Raw genomic sequence first — 20,646 nt, 5'->3', positions numbered from 1 at the left:
ATGGGGTGGCTGGGTGAACTGGACCGACCTCTCCAGTGTCGGCTACCCGACCCTCTTCCTGGGCGTCCTCGTCGGCTCGATCGTGCCGATCGTCCCGACCGGGGCCGTCGTCGGTGCGGCGGCCGCGATCGCCATGACGACCGGGCACCTGTCGTTGCCCTTGGTGCTGCTGCTGGCCGCTGCGGGCGCGATGGTGGGTGACGTCGTGACCTTCGCCGTCGCGCGGCTGGGCAGTGACGCGGCGGTCCGCTGGCTGGCCCGCGGGCAGAAGCCGGAACGTCTCGTCGCGGCCCGGCGGCGGTTCGCGCGGCAGGGGTGGCAGCTCGTGGTCGTCGGGCGGTTGCTGCCGGCCGGGCGCATCCCCGTGCTGCTGGCCGCGGGCGCGATCGCCTACCCGTGGCGACGGCTGTTGCCCGCGACGGCCGTGGCGTGCGTGCTGTGGGCGGTCGCGTACGCGTTGCTCGGCGTGCTCAGCGGCGGCCTGTTCGACTCGCCGCTCGTCGCGACGTTGCTGGCCGCCGTGCTGGTCTTGCTGGTCACCGGGGTGATCAACCTGGTGGCGAAGCGCCGCAGGGAAAGGGTGGGGAACCGGGGATGACAACGGCGGAGAGGGGCCGGCTGTTCCGGCGTGGACGGTCGCTCGCGCGGTTCGCCCTGGTGTGGCTGACCACGTCGCTCGCGCTCGTCGGCATGGACGACCTGCTCGACGGCTTCGCGATGCCGGACTGGTGGCAACCACTGGTGTGCGGCCTGCTGCTGAGCCTGCTGACCGCCGTGGTGTGGCCGCAAGTCCTGCGGGTCGCGTTGCCGCTGGCGTTGTTCACGCTCGGCATCGGCAGCTTCCTGGTGCTCGGCGCGGGCGCGGTGGCGGCGTTCGCGGTCGTGCCGGGGGTCGAGGTCAACGGGCTGCGCACCGGGTTCCTCGTCGTGGTCGGGGTGTCCGCGGTCAGCGGCGTGGTGTCGAGCGTGCTGGCCATCGACGAGGACGAGGTGTTCTTCCGCCGCGCCCGCCGTCGGTCGCGCCGCTGCCCGGACCCCGGACCGGACCTGCCGCCCGGGCTGATCTTCCTGCAGGTCGACGGCCTCGGGTACGACGTCGTGCGCCGCGCGGTGCGGGACGGCGACATGCCGACCCTGGCGCGCTGGCTCGCCGAGGACAGCCACGCGCTGGTGCGCTGGCAGACCGATTGGAGCTCGCAGACCGGCGCGAGCGTGTGCGGCATCCTGCACGGCTCCAACCACGACATCCTCGGCTTCCGCTGGTACGAAAAGGACCGCGACCACGTGATGGCGTGCGCCCACCCGCGCGACGCGGCCGAGATCGAGCGGCGGCACTCGAACGGCCGCGGCCTGCTCGCCGTGGACGGCGCCAGCCACGGCAACCTCTTCACCGGCGACGCGCCCCACGTCAGCCTCACCATGAGCGCCGTGTCCGTGCTGCTGCCCAGAGGCCTGCGCCGACGCCGTGCGGACCGCGTCGGGGCGGGCTACTACGCCTACTTCGCCAACCCGGTGAACGCGTTGCGCACGTTGGGTTCCGCGCTGGTCGACATCGTCCGCGAGATCTCGGCGTCAGCGCGGCAGCGGCGGGCGGGCGTGGTGCCGCGGGTGCCGCGCGGCGGGATCTACCCGGTCGCCCGGACCGGCACCACGGTCATCTCCCGGGACGTCGTGGTGTCCGCGGTGCTGGAGGACATGCTCAACGGCCGCCCCGTGGTCTACGCGGACTTCCTCGGCTACGACGAGGTCGCCCACCACTCCGGCATCGAACGGTTCGACACGCTCGCCGTGCTGCGGGCGATCGACCAGCAGATCGGCCGGCTGCACCGGGCTTCCCGGCTCGGGCCGCGGCCCTACCACCTGGTGGTGCTGTCCGACCACGGGCAGACGCAGGGGTGGGCGTTCGCGCACCGGTTCGGCGAATCGCTGGAGCAGCTGGTAGGGCGGCTGTGCGGCGGGCCGGCCCCGGAAGCGGTTTCCGGCGGCCCGGTCGCCACCCGCCTGCGGGAGCGGGTGACCGGGGCGCGGCGCATCGAGCACCGGCCGCGGGAGGACGAGCGGCACGAGGTGACGCGCGTGGCGCCCGGCGTGGTCGTCGTGGTGTCCGGCCACGTCGGGATGGTGTCGTTCACCGAGCACGACGGCCGGGTCTCGTTGGAGACGATCGAGCGTGAGTACCCGGAGCTGCTGCCCGCGCTCGTCGACCACCCGGGCGTCGGGTTCATGCTGGTGCGCAGCGACGTCCACGGCCCGGTCGTGCTCGGCCGCGACGGCGTCCACCGGCTGGCTTCGGGCGAGGTGCTCGGGGAGGACCCGCTGGCGCTGTACGGGGAGCACGCCGCAGACCTGATCCGCCGCGTGGACACCTTCCCGCACTGCGCCGACATCATGATCAACAGTCGGTGGGACCCGGAGACCGGGGAGGCCTCGCCGTTCGAGATCCACGTCGGCTCGCACGGCGGGCTCGGCGGGGAGCAGGAGCGCGGGTTCCTCATCTACCCCAAGGAGTTCGAGCCGCCCGGTGAGCTGGTGGGGGCCGAGTCGCTGCACCGGTTGTTCCGGGTGTGGCTTACGAAGCTGGGCCATCCCGAGCCCGAGTGAGTCAGCCCGCGAGCGTCACCGAACCCAGGCTGGTGAAGTGTGCCGCCACCCGGGCGCCCGGCGAGATCGGCACGGCGTCGGTGAGGCCGCCGGTCAGCACGATCCACCCCTCCTCCAACGCCAGGCCCCGTTCCGCCAGTGCGTTGGCGGCCAGTGCGAGCGCCTCGCCGGGGTGACCGAGCACCGCCGCGCCGGTCGCGCTGTCCACGATCGCTCCGTCGGCCTCCAGCAGGCACGCCTCCAGCGTCAGGTCCAGCCCGGTGGGCGCGACCCCCACCGAGCCGACCCGGAAGACGCTCGACGAGGCGTTGTCGGCGATGGTGTCCGGTGCGGCGAACCGGAAGTCGGCGTACCGCGAGTCGATGACCTCGATCCCGGCGTACACCCGGTCCACCGCCGCCATCGCGGTGGCCGCCGTCACGCCGGGGCCTGCCAGGCGCGAGCCCAGCACGAACACGATCTCCGGCTCGGCCCGCGGGTGGATCAGCTTCGGCAACGGGTCCGCGGCAGGCAGCACCATGGCGTCGGTCAGCCAGGCCATCACCGGGCGGTCCACGCCCATGCGCTCCTGCTTCGCCTTCGACGTCAGGCCCAGTTTGAGCCCGATGAGTTTTTCGCCCCGCGCGAGCCGCAACCGCAACGCCTCGTCCTGCACCGCATACGCGGTGCGCACGTCCAGGCCGGGCCACTCCTCGGTGATCGGGCCGCGCGCCGTTCCCGCGTCCTCCGCCGCCAGCAGCACCCGCGCCGCCTCGGCGATGCTCCACCCGCTCACGCGTCCTCCTTCGACCCGAACACAGCCGTCACACTGCCCAGCCCCGCCACCGTCGAGACCACCGTGTCACCGGGGCGCAACGGGATCGCCTTCGTCATCGACCCGGGCAGCACCACGTGCCCCGGCTCCAGGTCGATGCCCAGCGGGCCGACGGTGTTCGCCAGCCACACCAGCGCGTTCAGCGGCGACCCGAGCACCGCGCCGCCCGCCCCGGTCGCCACCAGCTCACCGCCCGAGTGCAGCGTGCAGCCGGCCAGGCGCAGGTCCACCGAGGACAGTGCGGTCGGCCTGCTGCCCAGCACCACCCCGCCCGAGGACGCGTTGTCGGCGATGGTGTCGACGATCGAAATGCGCCAGTCCTCGATGCGGGAGTCCACGATCTCCAGCGCGGGCACCACGAAGTCCACGGCACGCACCGCGTCGGCCACCGTCACGCCGGGCCCGGACAGCTTCCGCCCGAGCACGAACGCGATCTCCGGCTCGATCCGCGGCTGCAGGAAGCTGTCGACCGGGATCGGCTGGTGCTCGAGGTGGAACATGGTGCCGGTGAGGTGCCCGTAGTCGGGCTGGTCGACGCCCATCTGACGCTGCATCGCGGCCGAGGCCAGGCCCACCTTGTGGCCCTTGATCTCGTCGCCGCCCTCGGTCCACACGCGCACCTGGTCGAGCTGGATCCGGTAGGCGTCCTCGACGGTCGCGCCCGGGTAGGTCTCGATCAGGGGCGCGATGGGCTTGCCCGCCGCGTAGGCCTGCAGCAGGAGGTCGGCCGCCTCCCGCACCGCTGTCGCATCCATGGCCTGAACTTTCGTGGCCGCCCACGCCGATCGCAACCATCGCGTCCCGCTGGGCGGTACGCGTCAGACCCGCGCCCCCTGGTCCGCCGCGACGATCTCCGCCGCGGTCGGGGCGTTGCCCGGATCGGTGAGCCACTGCAACGCGACCCCGACCAGCAGCGAGTAGTAGTGCGAGCCGACGATCCGCACCCGGTCCGGGTCCGCGTCCGGCCCGAGCCCGGCGAACGCCTGCGCGAGCGCCGTGCGCGCGGCCTGCTGGCCCCGCGCGTTCATCTCGCGGATCTTCTCGTCGTGCTGCAGGTAGGCGACACCCTCGAAGTTCACGAACCACAGCTGCCGGTTCGCCTGGATCGACTCGATGATCCGGCCCCAGCGCGCCTCGTTCGTGTCGCCCTCGCCGAGTGCCTGGAACAGCAGCTCGCCCCACTCGGCGTTCAGGTCGTTCAGCGCCCGCGTGAGCAGCCCCTCCTTCGACCCGAAGTGGTAGTTGATCGACGCCAGGTTCGCGCCGGAAGCGGCGGCCAGGTCACGCGCGGTGGTGCGCGCGTAGCCGGCGCGGAGGAGGCAGTCCCGTGCCGCGATCAGCAAGTTCTCCCGGTGTCCCATGTGTGCTACCGTATCATATAAACGTTCGTTTTAAACGGACGTTCAAGGGTTGAGGAAGGGATCTGACATGGGGACTCCTGCTGTGCGCATCCGGGGCTTGCGCTGCAGATTCGAAGGGGAAGCGGGGCCGGTCGACGCGCTGCGCGGCATCGACCTGGACGTGCCGAGGGGCTCGTTCACGGCGATCATGGGCCCGTCGGGCTCGGGCAAGACCACGTTGCTGCACTGCGCGGCCGGGCTGCGGACGCCGACCGCGGGCACGGCCGAGCTCGACGGGGTGAGCCTCGCCGGGCTCGACGAGACCAAGCTGGCCGAGCTGCGCCGGCGGCGCGTCGGGTTCGTGTTCCAGGCGTTCAACCTGCTGCCGGCGCTGACCGCGAAGGAGAACGTCGAACTGCCGCTGCGGCTGGACGGGCGCAAGCCCGACCCGCGCCGGACCGCCGCGCTGCTCGAGCGCGTCGGGCTGGGCAACCGCGGCGGCCACCGGCCGGACCAGCTCTCCGGCGGTCAGAAGCAGCGCGTCGCGGTGGCGCGGGCCCTGATCACCGACCCCGAGGTCGTCTTCGCCGACGAGCCGACGGGCGCGCTGGACATCCGCAGCGCCCGCGAGGTCCTGAGCCTGCTGCGCGGGCTCGCCGACCAGGGCCAGACGATCATCATGGTGACGCACGACCCGGTCGCGGCGTCCTTTTCGGACCGGGTGCTGTTCCTGGCCGACGGCCTGATCGTCGACCAGATGGCCCGCCCGGCGGCGGCCGCGGTCGCCAACCGCATGGCGACCCTGGTCGAGTCGGCAGAGCGGGCCGCCGCGATGGGGGTGAACTGACGTGGTGAGCCTCGCCCTGCGGCTGTTCCGCCACCACCGCGGCGCGGCGATCGCCACCGGCCTGATCGCGCTGATCGGGATGGCGCTGGTGTCGACGATGACCACCCTGCTCGCCACCGGGCTCGCGGACGGCACGGCCGAGGCGGACCGGTCGTTCCTGACCCAGTTCCCGATGATCATGGGCGGCTGGGTGGTGGCGATCGTCGTCTTCGCAATGGTGTCCACGATCGGCGTGACGCTCGGCGGCCGCGCCGGGGAGATCGGCGGGCTGCGCCTGATCGGGGCGACGCCACGGCAGATCCAGGTCATGGTCTCGGCGGAGACGCTCGCGGTTTCGGCGGTCGCCGCGCTGCCCGGTCTGCTGCTGGGTTACCTGCTCGGCTGGATCGTGCTGGCCGCGGTCCGGTCGTCGGGGCTCATCGCCGAATCCTCGGCCTACTCGCCGGGCCTGGCGCTGCCGGTCGCCGGGGTCGTCGTCGTGCTGCTCGCGAGCATCGCGGCGGCGTGGATCGGCAGCCGCAAGATCGCCGGGCGGAGTCCGGTGGACGGGCCCGCACCGGCGGTGCGCAAGCGGTCCCGCCGGTCGCCGCGCCGCGTCCTCGCGGCCGTGCTGCTGGTCGCGGGGATCGGGTCGTCCTCGGCCGTCCTCGCCATGGATGCGGACGACATCGCGACCACCGCGATGACCGGTCCCGCCACCGTGCTCGTCGCGATCGGGCTCGCGGTGCTGGCGCCGGAACTGGTCGTCCTGGTGAACCAGGTCCTGAAGGTCGCCTCGCCCCGCGGCGCGGCCGGGCACCTGGCGGCCGTGAACCTGTCCGCGGCGCCGGAACGGGTGCGGCCCGCGGTCACCTTCCTGACGCTGCTCGTCGGTGTGTCCGCCGGGACGCTCAGCATGCAGGGCATCGAGAACCGGCACTCGGCCGAGGGCAGCACCGCGCAGGTCCTGGCGTCGATCAACTACCTGGTGGTGGTCCTGATCGCGGTGTTCATGGCGATCGCGCTGACCAACAACCTGGTGGCGGCGCTGGGCAGGCGGCAGGAGGAGTTCACGACCATGTCGCTGATCGGGTCGACCTCCGGGCAGACCCGCGGGATGCTGCTGCGCGAGATCGTCGCCGCGACGCTCGTCAGCGTGATCGCGGCCGGGATCGGCGCGCTGGTGTGCGTCATCCCGTTCGCCGTCGTCAAGACCGGCAGCCCGGCGGCCGCGTTCGCCGCCGGGCCGTACCTGCTGAGCATCGTGCTCGGCGCGGTGATCGCGCTCGGGGTCACCACGGTCGCGGGCAACCGCGTGGTCCGCACGGCCGCGGTGCATTGACCTGGTGGCCCGCCGACGGGGCGGGCCACCAGGCGCGCTCACTTCTGGTGCGGCGCCACGTAATCCTTGGCGTCCGGGGCCTCGAACAGCGGCTTCACGTACTTGATGCCGCCCTCGACGCTCGCGTCGGGCTGCGCCACGTAGACCTCGCGGGTCGGCGGCGCACCGGGCTTCGAGAAGTCCAGCGCCGCGACCAGATCACCGGTGTCGGCCGAGGTCGTCTGCTGCAGCGCGGTGAGGATGCCGTCGCGGGTCAGGTCCTTGTTGTCGCAGGCCTTCTTCAGCACCGAACCCCACACCTCGGCCACCGCGTAGCCGTACGGGACACCGGCGTTCGGCGGCTCCGGGAACTTCGCGGCCTTGTACTTCGACAGCACTTCCTTCGCCTTGGGCACGTCCGCGGCCACCGGCACGCTGCTCGCGACGACGTACAGCCGGTCCAGCGCGTTCGCGGCGGGGCTGTTCAGCAGCACCGGGTCGAACGTCGGGTTGTTGCCCAGCAGCGGCACGTTCAGCCCGAGCGCCTTGTTCGCCGCGGCCACCGAACCGGTCTGCGCGGGCGTGGTGGTCAGCATGATCGCCTTGACGCCCTCGCCACGCAGGCCGGTGACGATGTTGGTCAGGTCGTTGTCCGACGAGGTGATCTTGACCTCGCGCAGGTTCAAGCCGTGCTTCTGCGCGTAGTAGCGGGAGCCACGCAGGCCGTTCGCGCCGTACTCGCCGTCGATGTAGATGTGCCCGACCGTGTCGCCGTCCTTGATCATGCCCTGTTCCTGCAGGTAGGACATGCCGTCGATCATCTCGACGTCGTAGGTCGTGCCGACGATCATCACGTACGGGTTGTCCAGCAGCTCCGACGACCAGGACGCCGGGGTCGTGGTCACCTTGTCGGACTTGATGTTCTGCTTCAGCGCCGCCATGATCGGCGACCCGACGACCTGCACGAAGCCGAGCACCTTCGGCTCCAGCTGCGGGTACAGGGTCTTCGCGGTGTCGGCCTTGTAGGCGTGGTCGACGACCTCCAGTTTGACCTGCCGCCCGCACACACCGCCCGCCGCGTTGAAGTCGTTGACCCACAACTGGTTGCCGTGCGTGATGCCGATCGAGAGGTTCTTGAACGGGCCCGTCATGTCGGTCATGACGCCGAGGGTGAGCTCGTTGGCGGTGACGCCGAGATCGGTCTTGACGCCGGAGGCGTCCGAACCGGACGATCCCTGATCGCCCGCCTTGGTGCCGCACGCGGCGATGACCAGCATCGCCGCGAGGACCAGGGAAAGCCGTCGCTTCATCGGGACGTTCCTTCCTTCTTCCGTTCCCTGTGCAGGCCGCCGGTGATCCGGCGCCCGATCGCCGCGAGCCCGCCCGGCTCGAAGAGCACGACGAGGATGATCGCGGCGCCGTAGACGAAGGTGCTGACGAGGATCGGGGTGAACGCGCCCTCGCCGCTCCCGGTGAAGATCCCCAGCTGCGTCGAGTAGAGCGACAACACCTGCGGCAGGCCGAACACGATGAGCGCGCCGACCAGCGCGCCCCCGATCGAGCCGAGGCCGCCGATGATGACCATCGCCAGGTAGGCGATGGAGACGTTGATCCCGTAGGTGCCGAACTCGTTCTCGTCCGGCTTGAGGATGTCGAACCACAGCACGGTCATCACGCCGGCCAGCCCGGCGTAGGCGGAGGACACGGCGAACGCGCCGGCTTTCGCGCGGGCGACGCTGACACCCATCGCGGCCGCGGAGGCCTCGTGGTCGCGCACCGCGCGCCAGGACCGGCCGACCCGGCTGTTCACCGCGCCGCGCGCCAGCACGAACGCGATCACCGTCAGGGCCAGGTAGAGGTACCACATCTTCTCGGCCTGCCGGAACGGCACGCCGAGCACCACGAGCCCGCCGGAGTTGTCGAAGGTGATCCCGAACAGCTCGAACGGCGCCGGGGTGCGGCCGGTGGACGTGCCGCCGGTCAGCCGGTCCGCCGACTGCCCGAAGTAGAGCCCGATGAACACCAGCGACAGCGACGCCACCCCGAGGTAGATGCCGCGCAGCCGCCCGGACACCGGCGCGAACGCCAAGCCGAGCAGGGCGGTCACGACGATCGCCGCGACCATCGAGAACAGCGGGTTCAGCTCGAAGCCGATGACCCGGCCGTCCTCGGTGCCGCTGGCCAGCACGGTGTAGGTGGTGCCACCCATGAGCAGGAAGAACGCGTGCGCCAGCGACAACTGACCGGCCTGGCCCACCAGCATGGTCAGCCCGATCGAGCCGACCGCGCCGGTCATCATCCACTGGCCCGCCTTGAGCCACTCCGAGCCGAGGTACAGCGGCAGCACCAGCAGCAGGGCGAGCAACGCCAGCCACGCCGCCAGCCGCAGCCAGCGCACGGGCTTCGCCGGGGCCTTCGCGGACGCCGAGGTGACCGTCGCCCGCGTCGCGAGTTCAGACACGGGTGATCTCCCTCGTTCCGAACAGCCCGGACGGCCGGATCACCAGGACCAGCAGCATCACCAGGAACACCGCGCTCTTGGAGAAGTCGAACGAGATGTACTGCGCGGACAGCGCCTCGACCAGGCCGACCACCAGCCCGCCCACGACGGCGCCCACGGTCGAGTCCAGCCCGCCGAGGATGGCGGCGGGGAACGCGGCCAGCGCGATCGCGTGCGTGCCGCGGGACAGGCCCGCACCGGAGAAGTCCTGCGTGGCCAGGAACAGCACGGCGACCCCGGCGAGCAGGCCGGCGACCAGCCAGGCCGTCATGGTGACCCCGCGGCTGCGGATGCCCATCAGCGCGGCCGCCTCCCGGTTCTCCGCCTGGGCCCGCATCGCGACGCCCCAGTTGGAGAACTTGAACGCCAGGTAGAACGCGGTGATCAGGACCGCGGCGACGAGCATCGCGACGAGGTGCGTGCGGAACAACGTGATGCCGCCGACCTGGATCGGTTTCGCGTCCCACGCCTCGCCGAGGAACGGGATGCCGACGCCGAGGCGCCGCACGAGCTCCTCGACGACGATCACGTCCACGCCGATCGTGAGCAGCGCCAGGCTGTGCGGATCGGCCAGCTTCGAGCGGGACAGCAGGAGCCGCTCGATGACCACCGCGAGCAGGCCGGCGCCGGCGATGCCGACCAGCGAGGCGCCGACCCAGCCCAGCGACTCCCTGGTCACCACGACCAGGTAGCCGCCGAACAGCACCAGCGAGCCGTGCGCGAAGTTGATCACCTCGGTGGCCTTGAAGATGATCACGAACCCCAGCGCGAGGAGCGCGTACACCGCGCCCTTGCCGAGGCCGTTCACCACCAGTTGCAGGAACGTCTCCATCTACGCGGCCTCCGTTCCCAGGTACGCCTTGATCACTTCCGGGTTCCGCTGCACCTCGGCAGGCGGGCCGTCGGCGATGCAGCGGCCGAAGTCGAGCACCGTCACCCGGTCCGCGATGCCCATCACCAGGCCCATGTCGTGCTCGACCAGCAGGATCGAGATGCCCAGCTCGTCACGCACGTCGTGGATCGTGGCCGCCAGGTCGGCGGTCTCCGCCGCGTTCATGCCCGCGGCCGGCTCGTCCAGCAGGAGCAGCACCGGTTCCACGGCCAGCGCGCGGGCGATGTCCACGCGCTTGACCTCGCCGTAGGGCAGCGCGGCGACCGGTGTGTGCAGCAGCCTGCCGATGCCGAGGAAGTCGCAGATCTCCTTGGCCCGTTCGGTGTGCTTGCGCTCGGCCCGCACCGTCCACGGCGCGCGCAGGGCGCACTCCAGGAACCCGCCGCGGGTGAGGGCGTGCCTGCCGAGCATCACGTTGTCCAGCACGGTCGAGCCCGGCGAGAGCGCCGCGTTCTGGAAGGCGCGGCCGATGCCGAGCTTCGCCATCTTGTGCGGCCGCATGCCGGTCAGCTCCTTGTCGCCGAGCAGCACGCGGCCCTCGCTGGCGCGGTAGAGGCCGCTGATCACGTTGAAGCAGCTGGACTTCCCGGCGCCGTTGGGCCCGATGAGGGCGTGCAGCGAACCGGGCGCCACGGTGAAGGAGACGTCGTCCAGCGCGGTCAGCCCGCCGAAGCGGAGCGTGAGGTGCTCGACGCGCAGTTCCGGGATCATCCGCCCCACCTCGACAGGAAGTGCTTGCGCGGCTCGGCGGCCGCCTCCGCGACCTGGGTGTCCGCGTGCCCGCCCAGGTACAGGCGCTGGACGTCCTCGCTGCGGGACAGCTCGTCGGAGCGCCCGGCGAGCGCTACGGTGCCGACCTCCAGCACCACGGCGTGGTCGGCGACGTTCAGCGCCATCACCGCGTTCTGCTCGACCAGCACGACCGAGGTGCCCTGGGCGTGGATCTCGCGGATGATGCCGCTGATCTGGTCGACCACCTTGGGCGCCAGGCCGAGCGACGGCTCGTCGAGCAGCAGCACCTGCGGCGTGGACATCAGCGCCCGCCCGATCGCGAGCATCTGCTGCTCGCCGCCGGAAAGCAGCCCGGCGCGCTGCCGGGCACGCTCGCCCAGCACGGGAAACAGCTCGTGCACGCGTTTGCGGGCCTTGACCCGCCGCTCCGGCGAGACGGCGATGCCACCGGCGCGCAGGTTCTCGTCGACGGACATGCGGGTGAAGATCTGGCGGCCCTCCGGCACGCCGACCACGCCGAGCCGGACGATGGCCGCCGGGTCGAGCCGGTCGATCCGCGTTTCGCCCAGCCGGACCTCACCGCGCGTGACGACGCCGCGGTGCAGCTTGAGCGTGCCGGAGATCGTCCGGAGCAGCGTGGACTTGCCCGCGCCGTTGCTGCCCAGTACGGCGAGGACCCCGTCGTCGGGTACCGCCAGGTCGACGCCGTGGAGTGCGGCGACCGAGCGGCCGTAGCGGACGTGCAGGTCTCGGACGTTCAACACCGGGGGCGCACACCTCCTCCGATCGCGTGACGGGCGTCACTCTCGGTGGCGGCAATCCTTGATCGGCCCTCGCCGGTCCGACACCCCCACTTGGAGAGGTTTGCCGGACTTTTGCCCAACCGTGCCCTCTCCAGGAGGGGATGTCCGGATCGGATCCGATGTGCGATCGTTGGCGCGTGACCGCAGAGCAGCGCGTCGCCGCGGATCGTGCCGTCGAGCACAGCAACGTGCTCGACGAACTACTGCGCGAGCGCGAAGGTCTGCTCGGGACCCTCGACCGGGTGATAGCCCTGCAGGGCACCGCGCACCTCATCCGGGAGTCACTGGGCGTGCACGCCGCGTTCGTGGGTGAGCTGGAGCGGCCCGGCACCGCCGTCATCCGGTGGATGGCGGGCAACCGGACCGACGCGATCCAGAACCTCGTGGTGCCCACCGGCCAGGGCGTCGGCGGCCGCGTACTGGCGTCCGGCAAACCGGTGAAGGTGTCGGACTACCTGCGGGCGCCGACGATCACGCACCAGTTCGACGCGCAGGTCGCGGGCGAGGGGCTCGCCGCGTTGCTGACCGTCCCGATCATCAGCCGGGTGCGCGGCAAACCGGAGACGCTGGCCATCGCCTACGCCGCGATGCGCGAGCCCGCCGACTTCGGCGACGACGCGGTGCGGCGGCTGGAGGGCATCGCCGACCAGGCCGCGTTCGCGCTCAAACTGGCCGGAGTCGCCGAGTCCGACCGCGCAGACGCGATCTCCGCCGAGCGACGCCGGATGCAGAGCGCGCTGCACGATTCGGTCGGGGCGCTGCTGTTCTCGATCGGCGTGCAGGTGCGGAACCTGCACCAGGACGTGGCGGGCGACCCGGTGCTGGAGGGCCGGTTGTGCCGCCTGGAAGGCGACGTGTCGGCGGCGTCGCGGGCGCTGCGGGAGTCGTTGCTGTCGCTGTCGGAGTCCACACCGGAACGGGCGCTGCCGGTCGAGCTGGCCGAGCACTGCCGCTCGTTCGAGGCGCGCTGCGGGCTGCCTGCCCGGTTCGTGCAGCTCGCGCCCGTGCGGCCACTGGACGCCGAGCGCACGGCACTGCTGGTGTGCGCGGTGCGGGAGGGGCTGCTCAACGTCGAGAAGCACGCGCGTGCCTGCTCGGTCGTGGTGAGCCTCGGGCCGAGCGGGGGTGGCGTGCAGGTCGTGGTCGCCGACGACGGCACCGGCGAGGACGCCGAGGATTCGCCCGGCACCGGGATGGGCCTGCGCTCGCTGGCGGAGCGGGCCGCGCGGCTGGGCGGGCGGGTGAGCCTGGTCCGCGACGAGGACGGCGGCTGCACGCTGCGGGCCTGGGTGCCCGAAGTGCCATGACGGCCACGGTGCTGGTGGTCGACGACCACCCCGTGGTCCGCGACGGGGTCACCCTGCTGCTGCGGGCTGAGCCGTCGCTGAAGCTGATCGGCAGCGCGGAGTCCGGGCGGGTGGCGCTGCTGCGGGTCGGCGAGCTGCGGCCCGACCTGATCCTGCTCGACCTGCGGCTGCCGGACATGCTGGCGCCGGAGGTGATCGCCGGGCTGCGCCAGGTGCACCCCGCGGGGCGCATCGTGGTGTTCACCGCGCACGGCGACCACCAGGGGCTGCTGGCCGCGCTCGACGCGGGTGCCAACGGATGCCTGCTGAAGGACGTGGCGGGCACCGATCTGGTGTCCGCGCTGCGGCGGGTGCTGCGCGGGGAGCGCGTGGTCGACCCGCGAATCATGCCGGACCACTCGTCGCGCTCGGACGCGCTGGCGCGCAGCGGCCTGACCCGGCGGGAGTACGAGGTTCTGCGGCTGGCCGCGCAGGGCCAGACGAACCCGGAGATCGCGGAGACGACCGGGCTGACGCGGAACACGGTGAAGACGTACCTGCAGTCCGCGCTGCACAAGCTGGGGGCGCGCAACCGTGTCGAGGCGATCGGGAAGGCGTCCGAGGCCGGGCTGCTGTAGTCAAGTGGCGCGCGGGGTGGTGCCGGTGAGGCGGCGGCAGAACTTGACGACGTCGCGGGGCGGAATCGTCGAGCTGCGGCGCTTCCCGGAGACCGGCGTGCTGCGCGGGCGGGTGCGCCGGCAGCCGGTCCGCCCGGACTTCCGCGGGTTGACCTGTTTCGACCACGGACCTGCCGATCCCGCCGGAGGCCGGGGCCGCCCTCGCCGCCGCGCTGCCGGCCGCCAAGCCGGTCGAGGTCCTCGACGGCGTGGCGCACACCCCGCCGGTGACGCATGCGGCCGAGTTCAGTGGGTTGTCGCACCGGTTTTTGGAGGCGCACCGCTGACCGGCCACCAGGTGTGAGCCAGCGCCTCCAGCGTCGGCTCCGCCGGTGCCGGGAGGTGCTTGAAGTAGGAGGCGAGGTTCGAGTAGCGGTGCAGCAGCAGGTAGGCGAGGCAGCGTGCGGGGAACTCGTCGTCCGGGGCGAGCCCGTACCCGTTCAGGAGGGCACGCAGGTACTCGGGCGAGCCGCGGGTCACGAAGATCCCGATCGCGGCGAACTCGTACTCGGGCGCACCGCGCATGGCGGGCTCGAAGTCGAACAACCCGGACAGCCGCCACCCGCTGCCGTCGGGGACGGCCAGCACGTGCTCGGCCATCACCTCGGTGTGCAGCAGGACCGGCGACGGCGATCCCAGGACGACCGAGTCCAGAAAGGACGGTATCTGCCGGGCCCACACGTCGTCGAGCGCCGGTTGCCGCGTCACCGCCGACGCCGCCTGCTCGGTGACGAACCCGGCCCAGCTGGACGGACCCAGATCCGGCGCGTTCAGGTCGTGCAGCGCCGCCAAGGCTTCGCCGAGGACGGGCGCCAGCCGGATCTGCTCGGCGGCCGGCACCTCGCCGAGCGGCACGCCGGGCAGGCGGGTCATCAGCAGGTACCGCCAGCCGTCCACCTCGCCGGCGTCCAGGACACGCGGCGTCGCGACCGGCAAGCGGCCGTCGACCACCTGCAGCACCCGGCTCTCGGTGGCGAAGTCGGCAGGGTAGACGGGCGGGTACAGCTTGAGGACCAGCTCGTCGCCACACGCGTAGACCGGCAGCGAACCCGTGACGAACCGGCTCACGTCACCGCGCAGCCCGAGCCGCCGGGCCAGCGCCTCGACTCCGGCGGCCAGGTCCTGGGGGCTCAGTGCCTCGAACTGCTCTTCGGTCTCCGCCGTTGGTAGTCCCACGCAGCGAAGATATCCGCGGCGGCCACCGGTTTTCGGTGGTCGCCATGGGTATGGCTAGGGCTTGCCGCGCGGCCCGAGCTACTGGGTCAGCGGCGCCGGTGGCCCGGTCTTGGGGGGCAGCGCTTGGAACGGCTTCTCGGTCTCCGCCGTCCGTAGTCCCACGCAGCGAAGATATCCGCGGCGGCCACCGGTTTTCGATGGCCGCCGCGGGCGCCGTTAGGGCAGGACCAGGAACGCCAGGCCGTTCGGCACGCCCAGCCCGGTCACGTTGTCGTACCCGGGCGTCGTGTGGATGGTCAGGCCCGGCCAGTCCAGTTCACGCGCCGAGGTGATCAGGCCGCCGCTCGCGTCCACCGAGTTGGCGTAGTCGACCCGCATCACCGCGCCGTCCACGTGGCGCACGTCCTTGATCGCCGGCGTGCCGCCCGCCCGGTAGATCACCGGGTTGACGAATCCGTGGTGGAACCCGGTCAGGCTGTCCGACACCGCCATGATCCCGGCCAGCAGCGGCGACGACAGGCTGGTGCCGCCGATCCGGTACTGGTCGTAGTACACGCCGTCGGGGAAGGTCTGCGTCTGCCCGACCAGGAAACCGGTGTTCGGGTCGCCCACCGCGGAGATGTCGGGCACCACACGGCCCTTCGCCTTGCCGTGCTGGTTCTGCGCCGCGAGCGCGTCCGGCACGACACCCCGCTGGTAGAACGGCTCGTCGAACAGCACGCTGGTGCCGCCGCCGGAACCGGACGTGTACGCGGCGGGGCCGTACGTCCCGCCGGTCAGGGTGCTCTTGCCAGTCTCCCAACCGGTTTCGAACAACGTCCGGCCGTCCTTGCCGACCGCGAGGCTCGTCCCGCCGACCGCGGTCACCCACGCGTCCGACGCCGGGAAGTCCGCCGAGGGGCTGCCCAGCCGCGCCGCCTCGTCACCGTTGTCGCCGGAGGAGAAGTAGACGCCGATGCCCTCCAACGCAGCCTGCTGCGCGATCTGCGTCCACACCCGCACCTCGGCGGCCGGGATGTCCTCGCCCGCGTCGCCGTAGGAGTTGGAGATGATGTCGGCCTCGTGCCCGGCGACGATCCAGTTCAGGGCCTCGTCGAGCGAGGCGTCCTGGCAGTCGGACCCGCCGACGTACAGGATCTTCGCACCCGGCGCCATCGCGTGCACGGCCTCGACGTCCAGCGTCTGCTCGCCGTACCAGCCTGCCGCGTCGCACTGGTCCGGCGGCTCCTGGTCGACGTTGGCGGGGAAGACCTTCTCCGCGAACTGGGACCGCCGCAGCGGGTGCGCCGGATCGTTCCGCCTGGCGTACTCGGCGGCGTCGGCGTACAGCGTGGGTGAGGCGAAAGCGTCCACAATGGCCACTGTGGTGCCGCTGCCGTCCGCCCGCACCCCGTCCAGCCCGTAGGCCGACCGCAGCTGCGCGGGCGTGTAGCCGCACGGCGCGTACGGCCGCTGCTGCCCCTGATACGCCGGGTCCGTGGTGTCGATCTTCTCGCCGTAGTAGGCGCTGCACGGCGGCGCGTTGCGGAAACCGTCCGACGGCGGCACGTCCGCGGGCGATCCGTCCGTGGTGTCCGGCTTCATCAGCGCGCCGGCCTGGTCGACGCCGATCACGCCGAGCACGTCCCCGGCCAGCGCGGCCGGCACCGACAGTTCGCGGTCCGCCGCCCGCAGCACCTGCCCGTCGACGCGGTAGCGCGCCAGGTCCACGCCGAAGGCCTGCTCGACCTGGCCGGTGGTGCCGGTCGCCTCGACGTAGGCCCGGTTGGCGGGGACGTCGCCGATGCTGAACCCGCTGCCGGACAACCAGTTCCGCACCGCGCCGAGCGTCGCGTCGGTCGCGGCGAACCGGTCGCGCACCTGGTCCGGCGTCAGGTACCGGCGGAACGACGGGCTGGACGGGTCGGACACGGCGCGGGCGGTGGCGTCCGCGCCGGCCTGGTCGCGCATGGTCAGGTACACCCGGAAGCTGAGCTTCGCGGACGGGGCGGAGTCGGCGACCTTGGCCTGCGGGGTCGCCCACAGCGGGTGGGACAGCGGGATCACCGCGCGCCCTTGGGCGGCGGCGGTGCCCGGCAGGAGCACACCACCCGCCAGCGCCAGCGACGCGACAACAGTCAATGCTCTTCGCATTGCGCAGACATTAGAACCGCGCCCGGGAAAAGCCAGCGCGTCCACGAATTCGTTACCAGGTTACCGAATAAGGTAGGGAATCCGGCAAACGGAATTCAGGGTGCCATCGGGCCCTTTTCGGTTACCACGGCGGTGATCAGCTCCGCCGGAGTCACGTCGAACGCCGGGTTGAAGACGTTCGTCCCGGGCGGTGCGACCGGAATGCCGGAAATGGTGGTGATTTCCTCCGGCGACCGTTCTTCGATGACGATGGATTCACCCGATGCCAGCTCCTGGTCCACAGTGGACGACGGCGCGACGACGACGAACGGCAGCCCGTGCCGCGCGGCGGCGATCGCCAGGCCGTAGGTGCCGATCTTGTTCGCCACATCGCCGTTGACCGCGATCCGGTCCGCGCCCACCACGACGCAGTCGACCATCCCGCGCGCCATCGCGGCGGCCGCCGCGGCGTCCGGCAGCACCCGGTGCGGCACGCCCGCCTCGGCGAGTTCCCACGCCGTCAGCCGCGCGCCCTGCAGCAGCGGGCGGGTTTCGTCGGCGAGCACGTACTCCAGGTGTCCGGCGGCCTGCAGGTGCCACACCACGCCGAGCGCGGTACCCCAGCCGACCGTCGCCAGCCGTCCGGCGTTGCAGTGCGTGAGCAGGCGCAACGGGCGGCGCCGGCACTTCTCCAGGATGAGCTCGGCGGCGCGGGCGGAGGCCTCCCGGTTGAGCCGCTCGTCCTCGTCGAGCAGGGCGAGCGCCTCGGCGAGGACGGCGTCGGGGCCGTCGCCGAGCCGGGCCAGCGCGCGGGACACGCCCCAGCTCAGGTTGACCGCGGTGGGACGGGCGCCGGCCAGTCGCTCCGCGTCCGCGCGCACCGCCGCCGGGTCGTCGTGGGCGAAGGCCGCCAGCGCGGTGCCCAGCGCCCCGGCGCCGCCGAGGGCGGGCGCGCCGCGCACGGCCAGCCTGCGGATCGCGTCGATCAGCTCGTCCACGGTGGTCAGCCGCACCGTCCGGTACTCGCCCGGCAGGGCTACCTGGTCGATGATCTCGACGGCACCGTTCACCCAGTCGATGGTCCTGCGCACGTCTTCCATTGAACGCCATCGCGAGCCAAGCTGGGGGAGCCGCCACGAGGGAGGTGCATCCGATGACCGGTCGCACGAAGTACCTGCTCGACGAGTCGGACCTGCCCACGACCTGGTACAACGTGATCCCCGACCTGCCCGAGCCGCCGCCACCGCCGCTGCACCCCGGCACGCGGGAGCCGGTCGGGCCGGACGACCTCGCGCCGCTGTTCCCGCAGGCGATCATCGCCCAGGAGGTCACTCAAGATCGCTTTGTCGACATCCCCGGCGAGGTGCTGGACGTCTACCGGCTGTGGCGGCCCTCGCCGCTGTACCGGGCGCGGCGCCTGGAGAAGGCGCTCGGCACGCCGGCCCGCATCTACTACAAGTACGAAGGCGTCAGCCCGGTCGGCTCGCACAAACCGAACACCGCCGTGCCGCAGGCGTTCTACAACGCGGCGGAGGGCATCCGGCGGCTGACCACCGAGACCGGCGCCGGGCAGTGGGGCAGCGCGCTGGCGTTCGCGTCGGCGACCTTCGGTCTGGAGTGCGAGGTCTGGCAGGTGCGGGCCTCCTACGACCAGAAGCCCTACCGCAAGATCATGATGGAGACCTTCGGCGCCACGGTGCACCCGAGCCCATCGAAGGAGACCGCGGCCGGGCGCGCCGTGCTGGAGTCCGACCCGGACTCGACCGGCAGCCTTGGCATCGCGATCAGCGAGGCCGTCGAGCAGGCGGCCGCCGACCCGGACACCCGGTACGCGCTGGGCAGCGTGCTCAACCACGTCCTGCTGCACCAGACCGTGATCGGCGAGGAGGCTCTGCTGCAGTTCGCGCAGGCCGGGGACACGCCGGACGTGATCGTCGGCTGCACCGGCGGCGGGTCCAACTTCGGCGGGCTGGCGTTCCCGTTCCTGCGGGAGAAGCTGGCCGGGCGGATCGACCCGGTGATCCGGGCGGTCGAGCCGGCCGCGTGCCCGTCGCTGACCCGCGGCCGCTACGCCTACGACTTCGGCGACACCGCCGGGCTGACGCCGCTGCTGAAGATGCACACGCTGGGCCACGACTTCATCCCGGACCCGATCCACGCCGGCGGCCTGCGCTACCACGGGATGTCGCCGCTGCTGTCGCACATCTACGAGCTGGGCCTGATCGAGGCGCTCGCGGTCGGGCAGCAGGAGTGCTTCGCGGCCGGGGTGCGGTTCGCGCGCAGCGAGGGCATCATCCCCGCGCCGGAGCCGACGCACGCGCTGGCGGCGTGCATCGCCGAGGCCCAGCGCTGCACGGAGACCGGGGAGGAGAAGGCGATCCTGACCGCGTTGTGCGGGCACGCGCACCTCGACCTGCCCGCCTACGCCGCGTTCCTGTCCGGGCAGATGACCGACAACGAGCTGCCGGAGTCCGCGCTCGCCGACTCGCTGGCGGGCCTGCCGTGACCTCCGGCGAGCACGCGTCCCTGACCTACACGTCGTACCTGGCGCTGGACGACCTGCTGGCCGCGCAGCACCCGCGATCGGAGGAACACGACGAGCTGCTGTTCATCGTGATCCACCAGGTGTACGAGCTGTGGTTCAAGCAGATGCTGCACGAGCTGGCGCACCTGCAGGCCAGGCTCGAGGCCGGCGACACCGCGCACGCGATCCGCACCCTGCGGCGGGTGCTGACGATCCTCAAGGTCGTGGTCGCCCAGATCGACGTGCTGGAGACGATGACGCCGAGCCAGTTCACCAGTTTCCGCACCCGGCTGGACGCGGCGAGCGGGTTCCAGTCGGCGCAGTTCCGGGAGCTGGAGGCGGTGCTGGGCCGTCGCGACCCGGGGATGGTCGCGCACTACCCCGAGGACAGCCCGGCGCGGGAGCGGATCGCGGCGGCGATGGCGCGCCCGTCGCTGTACGACTCGTTCCTGACGTTCCTGTCGGTGCACGGCTACGACGTCAACGGCGACCGCCGGAAGCTGCTGCTGGGGGTCTACACGGACGACGGCGGCCCGGCGACGGTGGCCGAGCACCTGGTCGACCTGGACGAGGGCGTGCAGGAGTGGCGGTACCGGCACGTGAAGATGGTGGAACGCACGATCGGCGACAAGGCGGGCACAGGCGGCTCGTCGGGCGCGAAGTACCTGCGGGGGACGCTCTTCCAGCCGCTGTTCCCGGACCTGTGGGCGGTGCGCGCCGACCTGTAGCCGCCGCGAACGACCGCCCGGCGCGGCACCGGGGAACTCGCCGGGCGCGGCGGGTTGGCTGTTCAGCGTGGCGAGTTGCCGGTACAGGGCAGTCAAGCGCCGCGTAGACGCGACAGCAGCGGGTCCAGCGCGGCGGGGTCCTCGACGTGCGCGTTGTGCCCCAGCCCGGGCAGGATCACCGCGCCGTCCGGCAGGTGCTCGGCCCGGCACATCGGGTCGTGCTCACCCGCCGCGAGGATCACCGGCGCCCGCGCCGTGGCCAGCAGTCCGTCCAGGTCCGGGGCACCCACCCCGAACGCGGCCTGGTCCAGCGC

General features: G+C 72.0%; 20 protein-coding genes. 8 read left to right on the top strand and 12 right to left on the bottom strand.

From position 1 onward, the window contains the following. Positions 1-13: 13 nt before the first annotated feature. A complete protein-coding gene (locus ACCP09_RS07260; protein WP_020421754.1) occupies positions 14-598 on the top strand; it encodes a DedA family protein in 585 nt (194 codons plus the stop codon). Further along, a complete protein-coding gene (locus tag ACCP09_RS07255; protein WP_378335422.1) occupies positions 595-2,601 on the top strand; it encodes a phage holin family protein in 2,007 nt (668 codons plus the stop codon). Before ACCP09_RS07260 ends, ACCP09_RS07255 begins: the two co-directional genes overlap by 4 nt. A gap of 1 nt (position 2,602) precedes the next feature. Here ACCP09_RS07255 and ACCP09_RS07250 read toward each other — a convergent pair whose 3' ends face one another. From ACCP09_RS07250 to ACCP09_RS07240, 3 genes are all read right to left on the bottom strand, one after another. Further along, positions 2,603-3,376 carry a 2-keto-4-pentenoate hydratase gene (locus ACCP09_RS07250; protein ID WP_433744273.1) on the bottom strand — a complete coding sequence of 258 codons (774 nt, stop codon included), beginning with the start codon at positions 3,374-3,376 and terminating at the stop codon, positions 2,603-2,605. Continuing rightward, positions 3,373-4,170 carry a 2-keto-4-pentenoate hydratase gene (locus ACCP09_RS07245; protein ID WP_027934451.1) on the bottom strand — a complete coding sequence of 266 codons (798 nt, stop codon included), beginning with the start codon at positions 4,168-4,170 and terminating at the stop codon, positions 3,373-3,375. Before ACCP09_RS07245 ends, ACCP09_RS07250 begins: the two co-directional genes overlap by 4 nt. A gap of 63 nt (positions 4,171-4,233) precedes the next feature. After that, on the bottom strand, positions 4,234-4,776 hold the full coding sequence (locus ACCP09_RS07240) for a TetR/AcrR family transcriptional regulator (RefSeq protein ID WP_433744270.1): 543 nt from the start codon (positions 4,774-4,776) through the stop codon (positions 4,234-4,236). A 67-nt stretch (positions 4,777-4,843) separates the two neighbouring features. Between ACCP09_RS07240 and ACCP09_RS07235 the strand changes: the two genes are divergently transcribed. Together ACCP09_RS07235 and ACCP09_RS07230 are read left to right on the top strand one after the other, a co-directional pair. Continuing rightward, the gene (locus tag ACCP09_RS07235) at positions 4,844-5,602 is read left to right on the top strand and encodes an ABC transporter ATP-binding protein (protein ID WP_027934453.1); all 759 of its coding nucleotides are present in this window, start codon (positions 4,844-4,846) and stop codon (positions 5,600-5,602) included. Between the two features lie 4 nt (positions 5,603-5,606). After that, positions 5,607-6,923, top strand: coding sequence for an FtsX-like permease family protein (locus ACCP09_RS07230; RefSeq protein WP_433744266.1), 1,317 nt, complete (start codon positions 5,607-5,609; stop codon positions 6,921-6,923). A 38-nt stretch (positions 6,924-6,961) separates the two neighbouring features. Here the strand turns inward: ACCP09_RS07230 and ACCP09_RS07225 are convergent, their stop codons facing one another. The 5 genes from ACCP09_RS07225 to ACCP09_RS07205 are packed head-to-tail and all read right to left on the bottom strand — an operon-like array spanning position 6,962 to position 11,790. Next, on the bottom strand, positions 6,962-8,212 hold the full coding sequence (locus tag ACCP09_RS07225; RefSeq protein ID WP_017984363.1) for an ABC transporter substrate-binding protein: 1,251 nt from the start codon (positions 8,210-8,212) through the stop codon (positions 6,962-6,964). Beyond that, entirely contained in the window at positions 8,209-9,363 is a 1,155-nt protein-coding gene (locus ACCP09_RS07220; RefSeq protein WP_027934455.1) for a branched-chain amino acid ABC transporter permease, read from the bottom strand. Before ACCP09_RS07220 ends, ACCP09_RS07225 begins: the two co-directional genes overlap by 4 nt. After that, a complete protein-coding gene (locus tag ACCP09_RS07215) occupies positions 9,356-10,234 on the bottom strand; it encodes a branched-chain amino acid ABC transporter permease (RefSeq protein WP_027934456.1) in 879 nt (292 codons plus the stop codon). The genes ACCP09_RS07220 and ACCP09_RS07215 overlap by 8 nt, the downstream gene beginning before the upstream one ends. Then, entirely contained in the window at positions 10,235-11,005 is a 771-nt protein-coding gene (locus tag ACCP09_RS07210) for an ABC transporter ATP-binding protein (RefSeq protein WP_037322969.1), read from the bottom strand. It abuts the gene before it with no gap. Further along, on the bottom strand, positions 11,002-11,790 hold the full coding sequence (locus ACCP09_RS07205; protein ID WP_123685152.1) for an ABC transporter ATP-binding protein: 789 nt from the start codon (positions 11,788-11,790) through the stop codon (positions 11,002-11,004). Before ACCP09_RS07205 ends, ACCP09_RS07210 begins: the two co-directional genes overlap by 4 nt. Positions 11,791-11,948: 158 nt before the next feature. Here ACCP09_RS07205 and ACCP09_RS07200 point away from each other — a divergent pair, with 158 nt between their 5' ends. Together ACCP09_RS07200 and ACCP09_RS07195 are read left to right on the top strand one after the other, a co-directional pair. Further along, positions 11,949-13,136 carry a GAF domain-containing sensor histidine kinase gene (locus ACCP09_RS07200; RefSeq protein ID WP_378335457.1) on the top strand — a complete coding sequence of 396 codons (1,188 nt, stop codon included), beginning with the start codon at positions 11,949-11,951 and terminating at the stop codon, positions 13,134-13,136. Further along, entirely contained in the window at positions 13,133-13,753 is a 621-nt protein-coding gene (locus tag ACCP09_RS07195) for a response regulator (protein ID WP_020421741.1), read from the top strand. Before ACCP09_RS07200 ends, ACCP09_RS07195 begins: the two co-directional genes overlap by 4 nt. A 285-nt stretch (positions 13,754-14,038) precedes the next feature. Here the strand turns inward: ACCP09_RS07195 and ACCP09_RS07190 are convergent, their stop codons facing one another. The 3 genes from ACCP09_RS07190 to mtnA all read right to left on the bottom strand — a co-directional run bounded on the left by ACCP09_RS07190 (position 14,039) and on the right by mtnA (position 18,180). Further along, on the bottom strand, positions 14,039-14,968 hold the full coding sequence (locus ACCP09_RS07190; RefSeq protein ID WP_433744258.1) for a phosphotransferase family protein: 930 nt from the start codon (positions 14,966-14,968) through the stop codon (positions 14,039-14,041). 216 nt (positions 14,969-15,184) lie between these two features. Further along, the gene (locus ACCP09_RS07185) at positions 15,185-17,101 is read right to left on the bottom strand and encodes a S53 family peptidase (RefSeq protein WP_433744255.1); all 1,917 of its coding nucleotides are present in this window, start codon (positions 17,099-17,101) and stop codon (positions 15,185-15,187) included. A 95-nt stretch (positions 17,102-17,196) separates the two neighbouring features. Continuing rightward, a complete protein-coding gene (mtnA, locus tag ACCP09_RS07180) occupies positions 17,197-18,180 on the bottom strand; it encodes an S-methyl-5-thioribose-1-phosphate isomerase (protein WP_433744252.1) in 984 nt (327 codons plus the stop codon). Positions 18,181-18,233: 53 nt separating this feature from the next. On the opposite strand from mtnA, the gene ACCP09_RS07175 reads away from it, so the two are divergent. Together ACCP09_RS07175 and ACCP09_RS07170 are read left to right on the top strand one after the other, a co-directional pair. Then, entirely contained in the window at positions 18,234-19,586 is a 1,353-nt protein-coding gene (locus ACCP09_RS07175) for a TrpB-like pyridoxal phosphate-dependent enzyme (protein WP_378335429.1), read from the top strand. After that, on the top strand, positions 19,583-20,332 hold the full coding sequence (locus ACCP09_RS07170; protein WP_027934463.1) for a tryptophan 2,3-dioxygenase: 750 nt from the start codon (positions 19,583-19,585) through the stop codon (positions 20,330-20,332). The genes ACCP09_RS07175 and ACCP09_RS07170 overlap by 4 nt, the downstream gene beginning before the upstream one ends. Before the next feature lie 92 nt (positions 20,333-20,424). Here the strand turns inward: ACCP09_RS07170 and ACCP09_RS07165 are convergent, their stop codons facing one another. Then, positions 20,425-20,622, bottom strand: coding sequence for a hypothetical protein (locus tag ACCP09_RS07165; RefSeq protein ID WP_027934464.1), 198 nt, complete (start codon positions 20,620-20,622; stop codon positions 20,425-20,427). Positions 20,623-20,646 lie beyond the last annotated feature (24 nt).

Origin of the sequence: Amycolatopsis sp. 3B14 (assembly GCF_050958625.1) — a bacterium.
GTDB classification, from domain to species: domain Bacteria; phylum Actinomycetota; class Actinomycetes; order Mycobacteriales; family Pseudonocardiaceae; genus Amycolatopsis_E; species Amycolatopsis_E thermoflava.
The sequence above is the reverse complement of the archived record's forward strand: the minus strand, read 5'-3'. Positions and strand labels throughout refer to the sequence as shown.

What these genes read in the sequence shown, in the direction of transcription:
- ACCP09_RS07255 (WP_378335422.1), top strand. Translation starts at nt 595, where the DNA reads ATGACAACGGCGGAGAGGGGCCGGCTGTTCCGGCGTGGACGGTCGCTC.
- ACCP09_RS07245 (WP_027934451.1), bottom strand. Translation starts at nt 4,170, where the DNA reads ATGGATGCGACAGCGGTGCGGGAGGCGGCCGACCTCCTGCTGCAGGCC.
- ACCP09_RS07240 (WP_433744270.1), bottom strand. Translation starts at nt 4,776, where the DNA reads ATGGGACACCGGGAGAACTTGCTGATCGCGGCACGGGACTGCCTCCTC.
- ACCP09_RS07235 (WP_027934453.1), top strand. Translation starts at nt 4,844, where the DNA reads ATGGGGACTCCTGCTGTGCGCATCCGGGGCTTGCGCTGCAGATTCGAA.
- ACCP09_RS07225 (WP_017984363.1), bottom strand. Translation starts at nt 8,212, where the DNA reads ATGAAGCGACGGCTTTCCCTGGTCCTCGCGGCGATGCTGGTCATCGCC.
- ACCP09_RS07215 (WP_027934456.1), bottom strand. Translation starts at nt 10,234, where the DNA reads ATGGAGACGTTCCTGCAACTGGTGGTGAACGGCCTCGGCAAGGGCGCG.
- ACCP09_RS07210 (WP_037322969.1), bottom strand. Translation starts at nt 11,005, where the DNA reads ATGATCCCGGAACTGCGCGTCGAGCACCTCACGCTCCGCTTCGGCGGG.
- ACCP09_RS07200 (WP_378335457.1), top strand. Translation starts at nt 11,949, where the DNA reads ATGTGCGATCGTTGGCGCGTGACCGCAGAGCAGCGCGTCGCCGCGGAT.
- ACCP09_RS07195 (WP_020421741.1), top strand. Translation starts at nt 13,133, where the DNA reads ATGACGGCCACGGTGCTGGTGGTCGACGACCACCCCGTGGTCCGCGAC.
- ACCP09_RS07185 (WP_433744255.1), bottom strand. Translation starts at nt 17,101, where the DNA reads ATGCGAAGAGCATTGACTGTTGTCGCGTCGCTGGCGCTGGCGGGTGGT.
- mtnA (WP_433744252.1), bottom strand. Translation starts at nt 18,180, where the DNA reads ATGGAAGACGTGCGCAGGACCATCGACTGGGTGAACGGTGCCGTCGAG.
- ACCP09_RS07175 (WP_378335429.1), top strand. Translation starts at nt 18,234, where the DNA reads ATGACCGGTCGCACGAAGTACCTGCTCGACGAGTCGGACCTGCCCACG.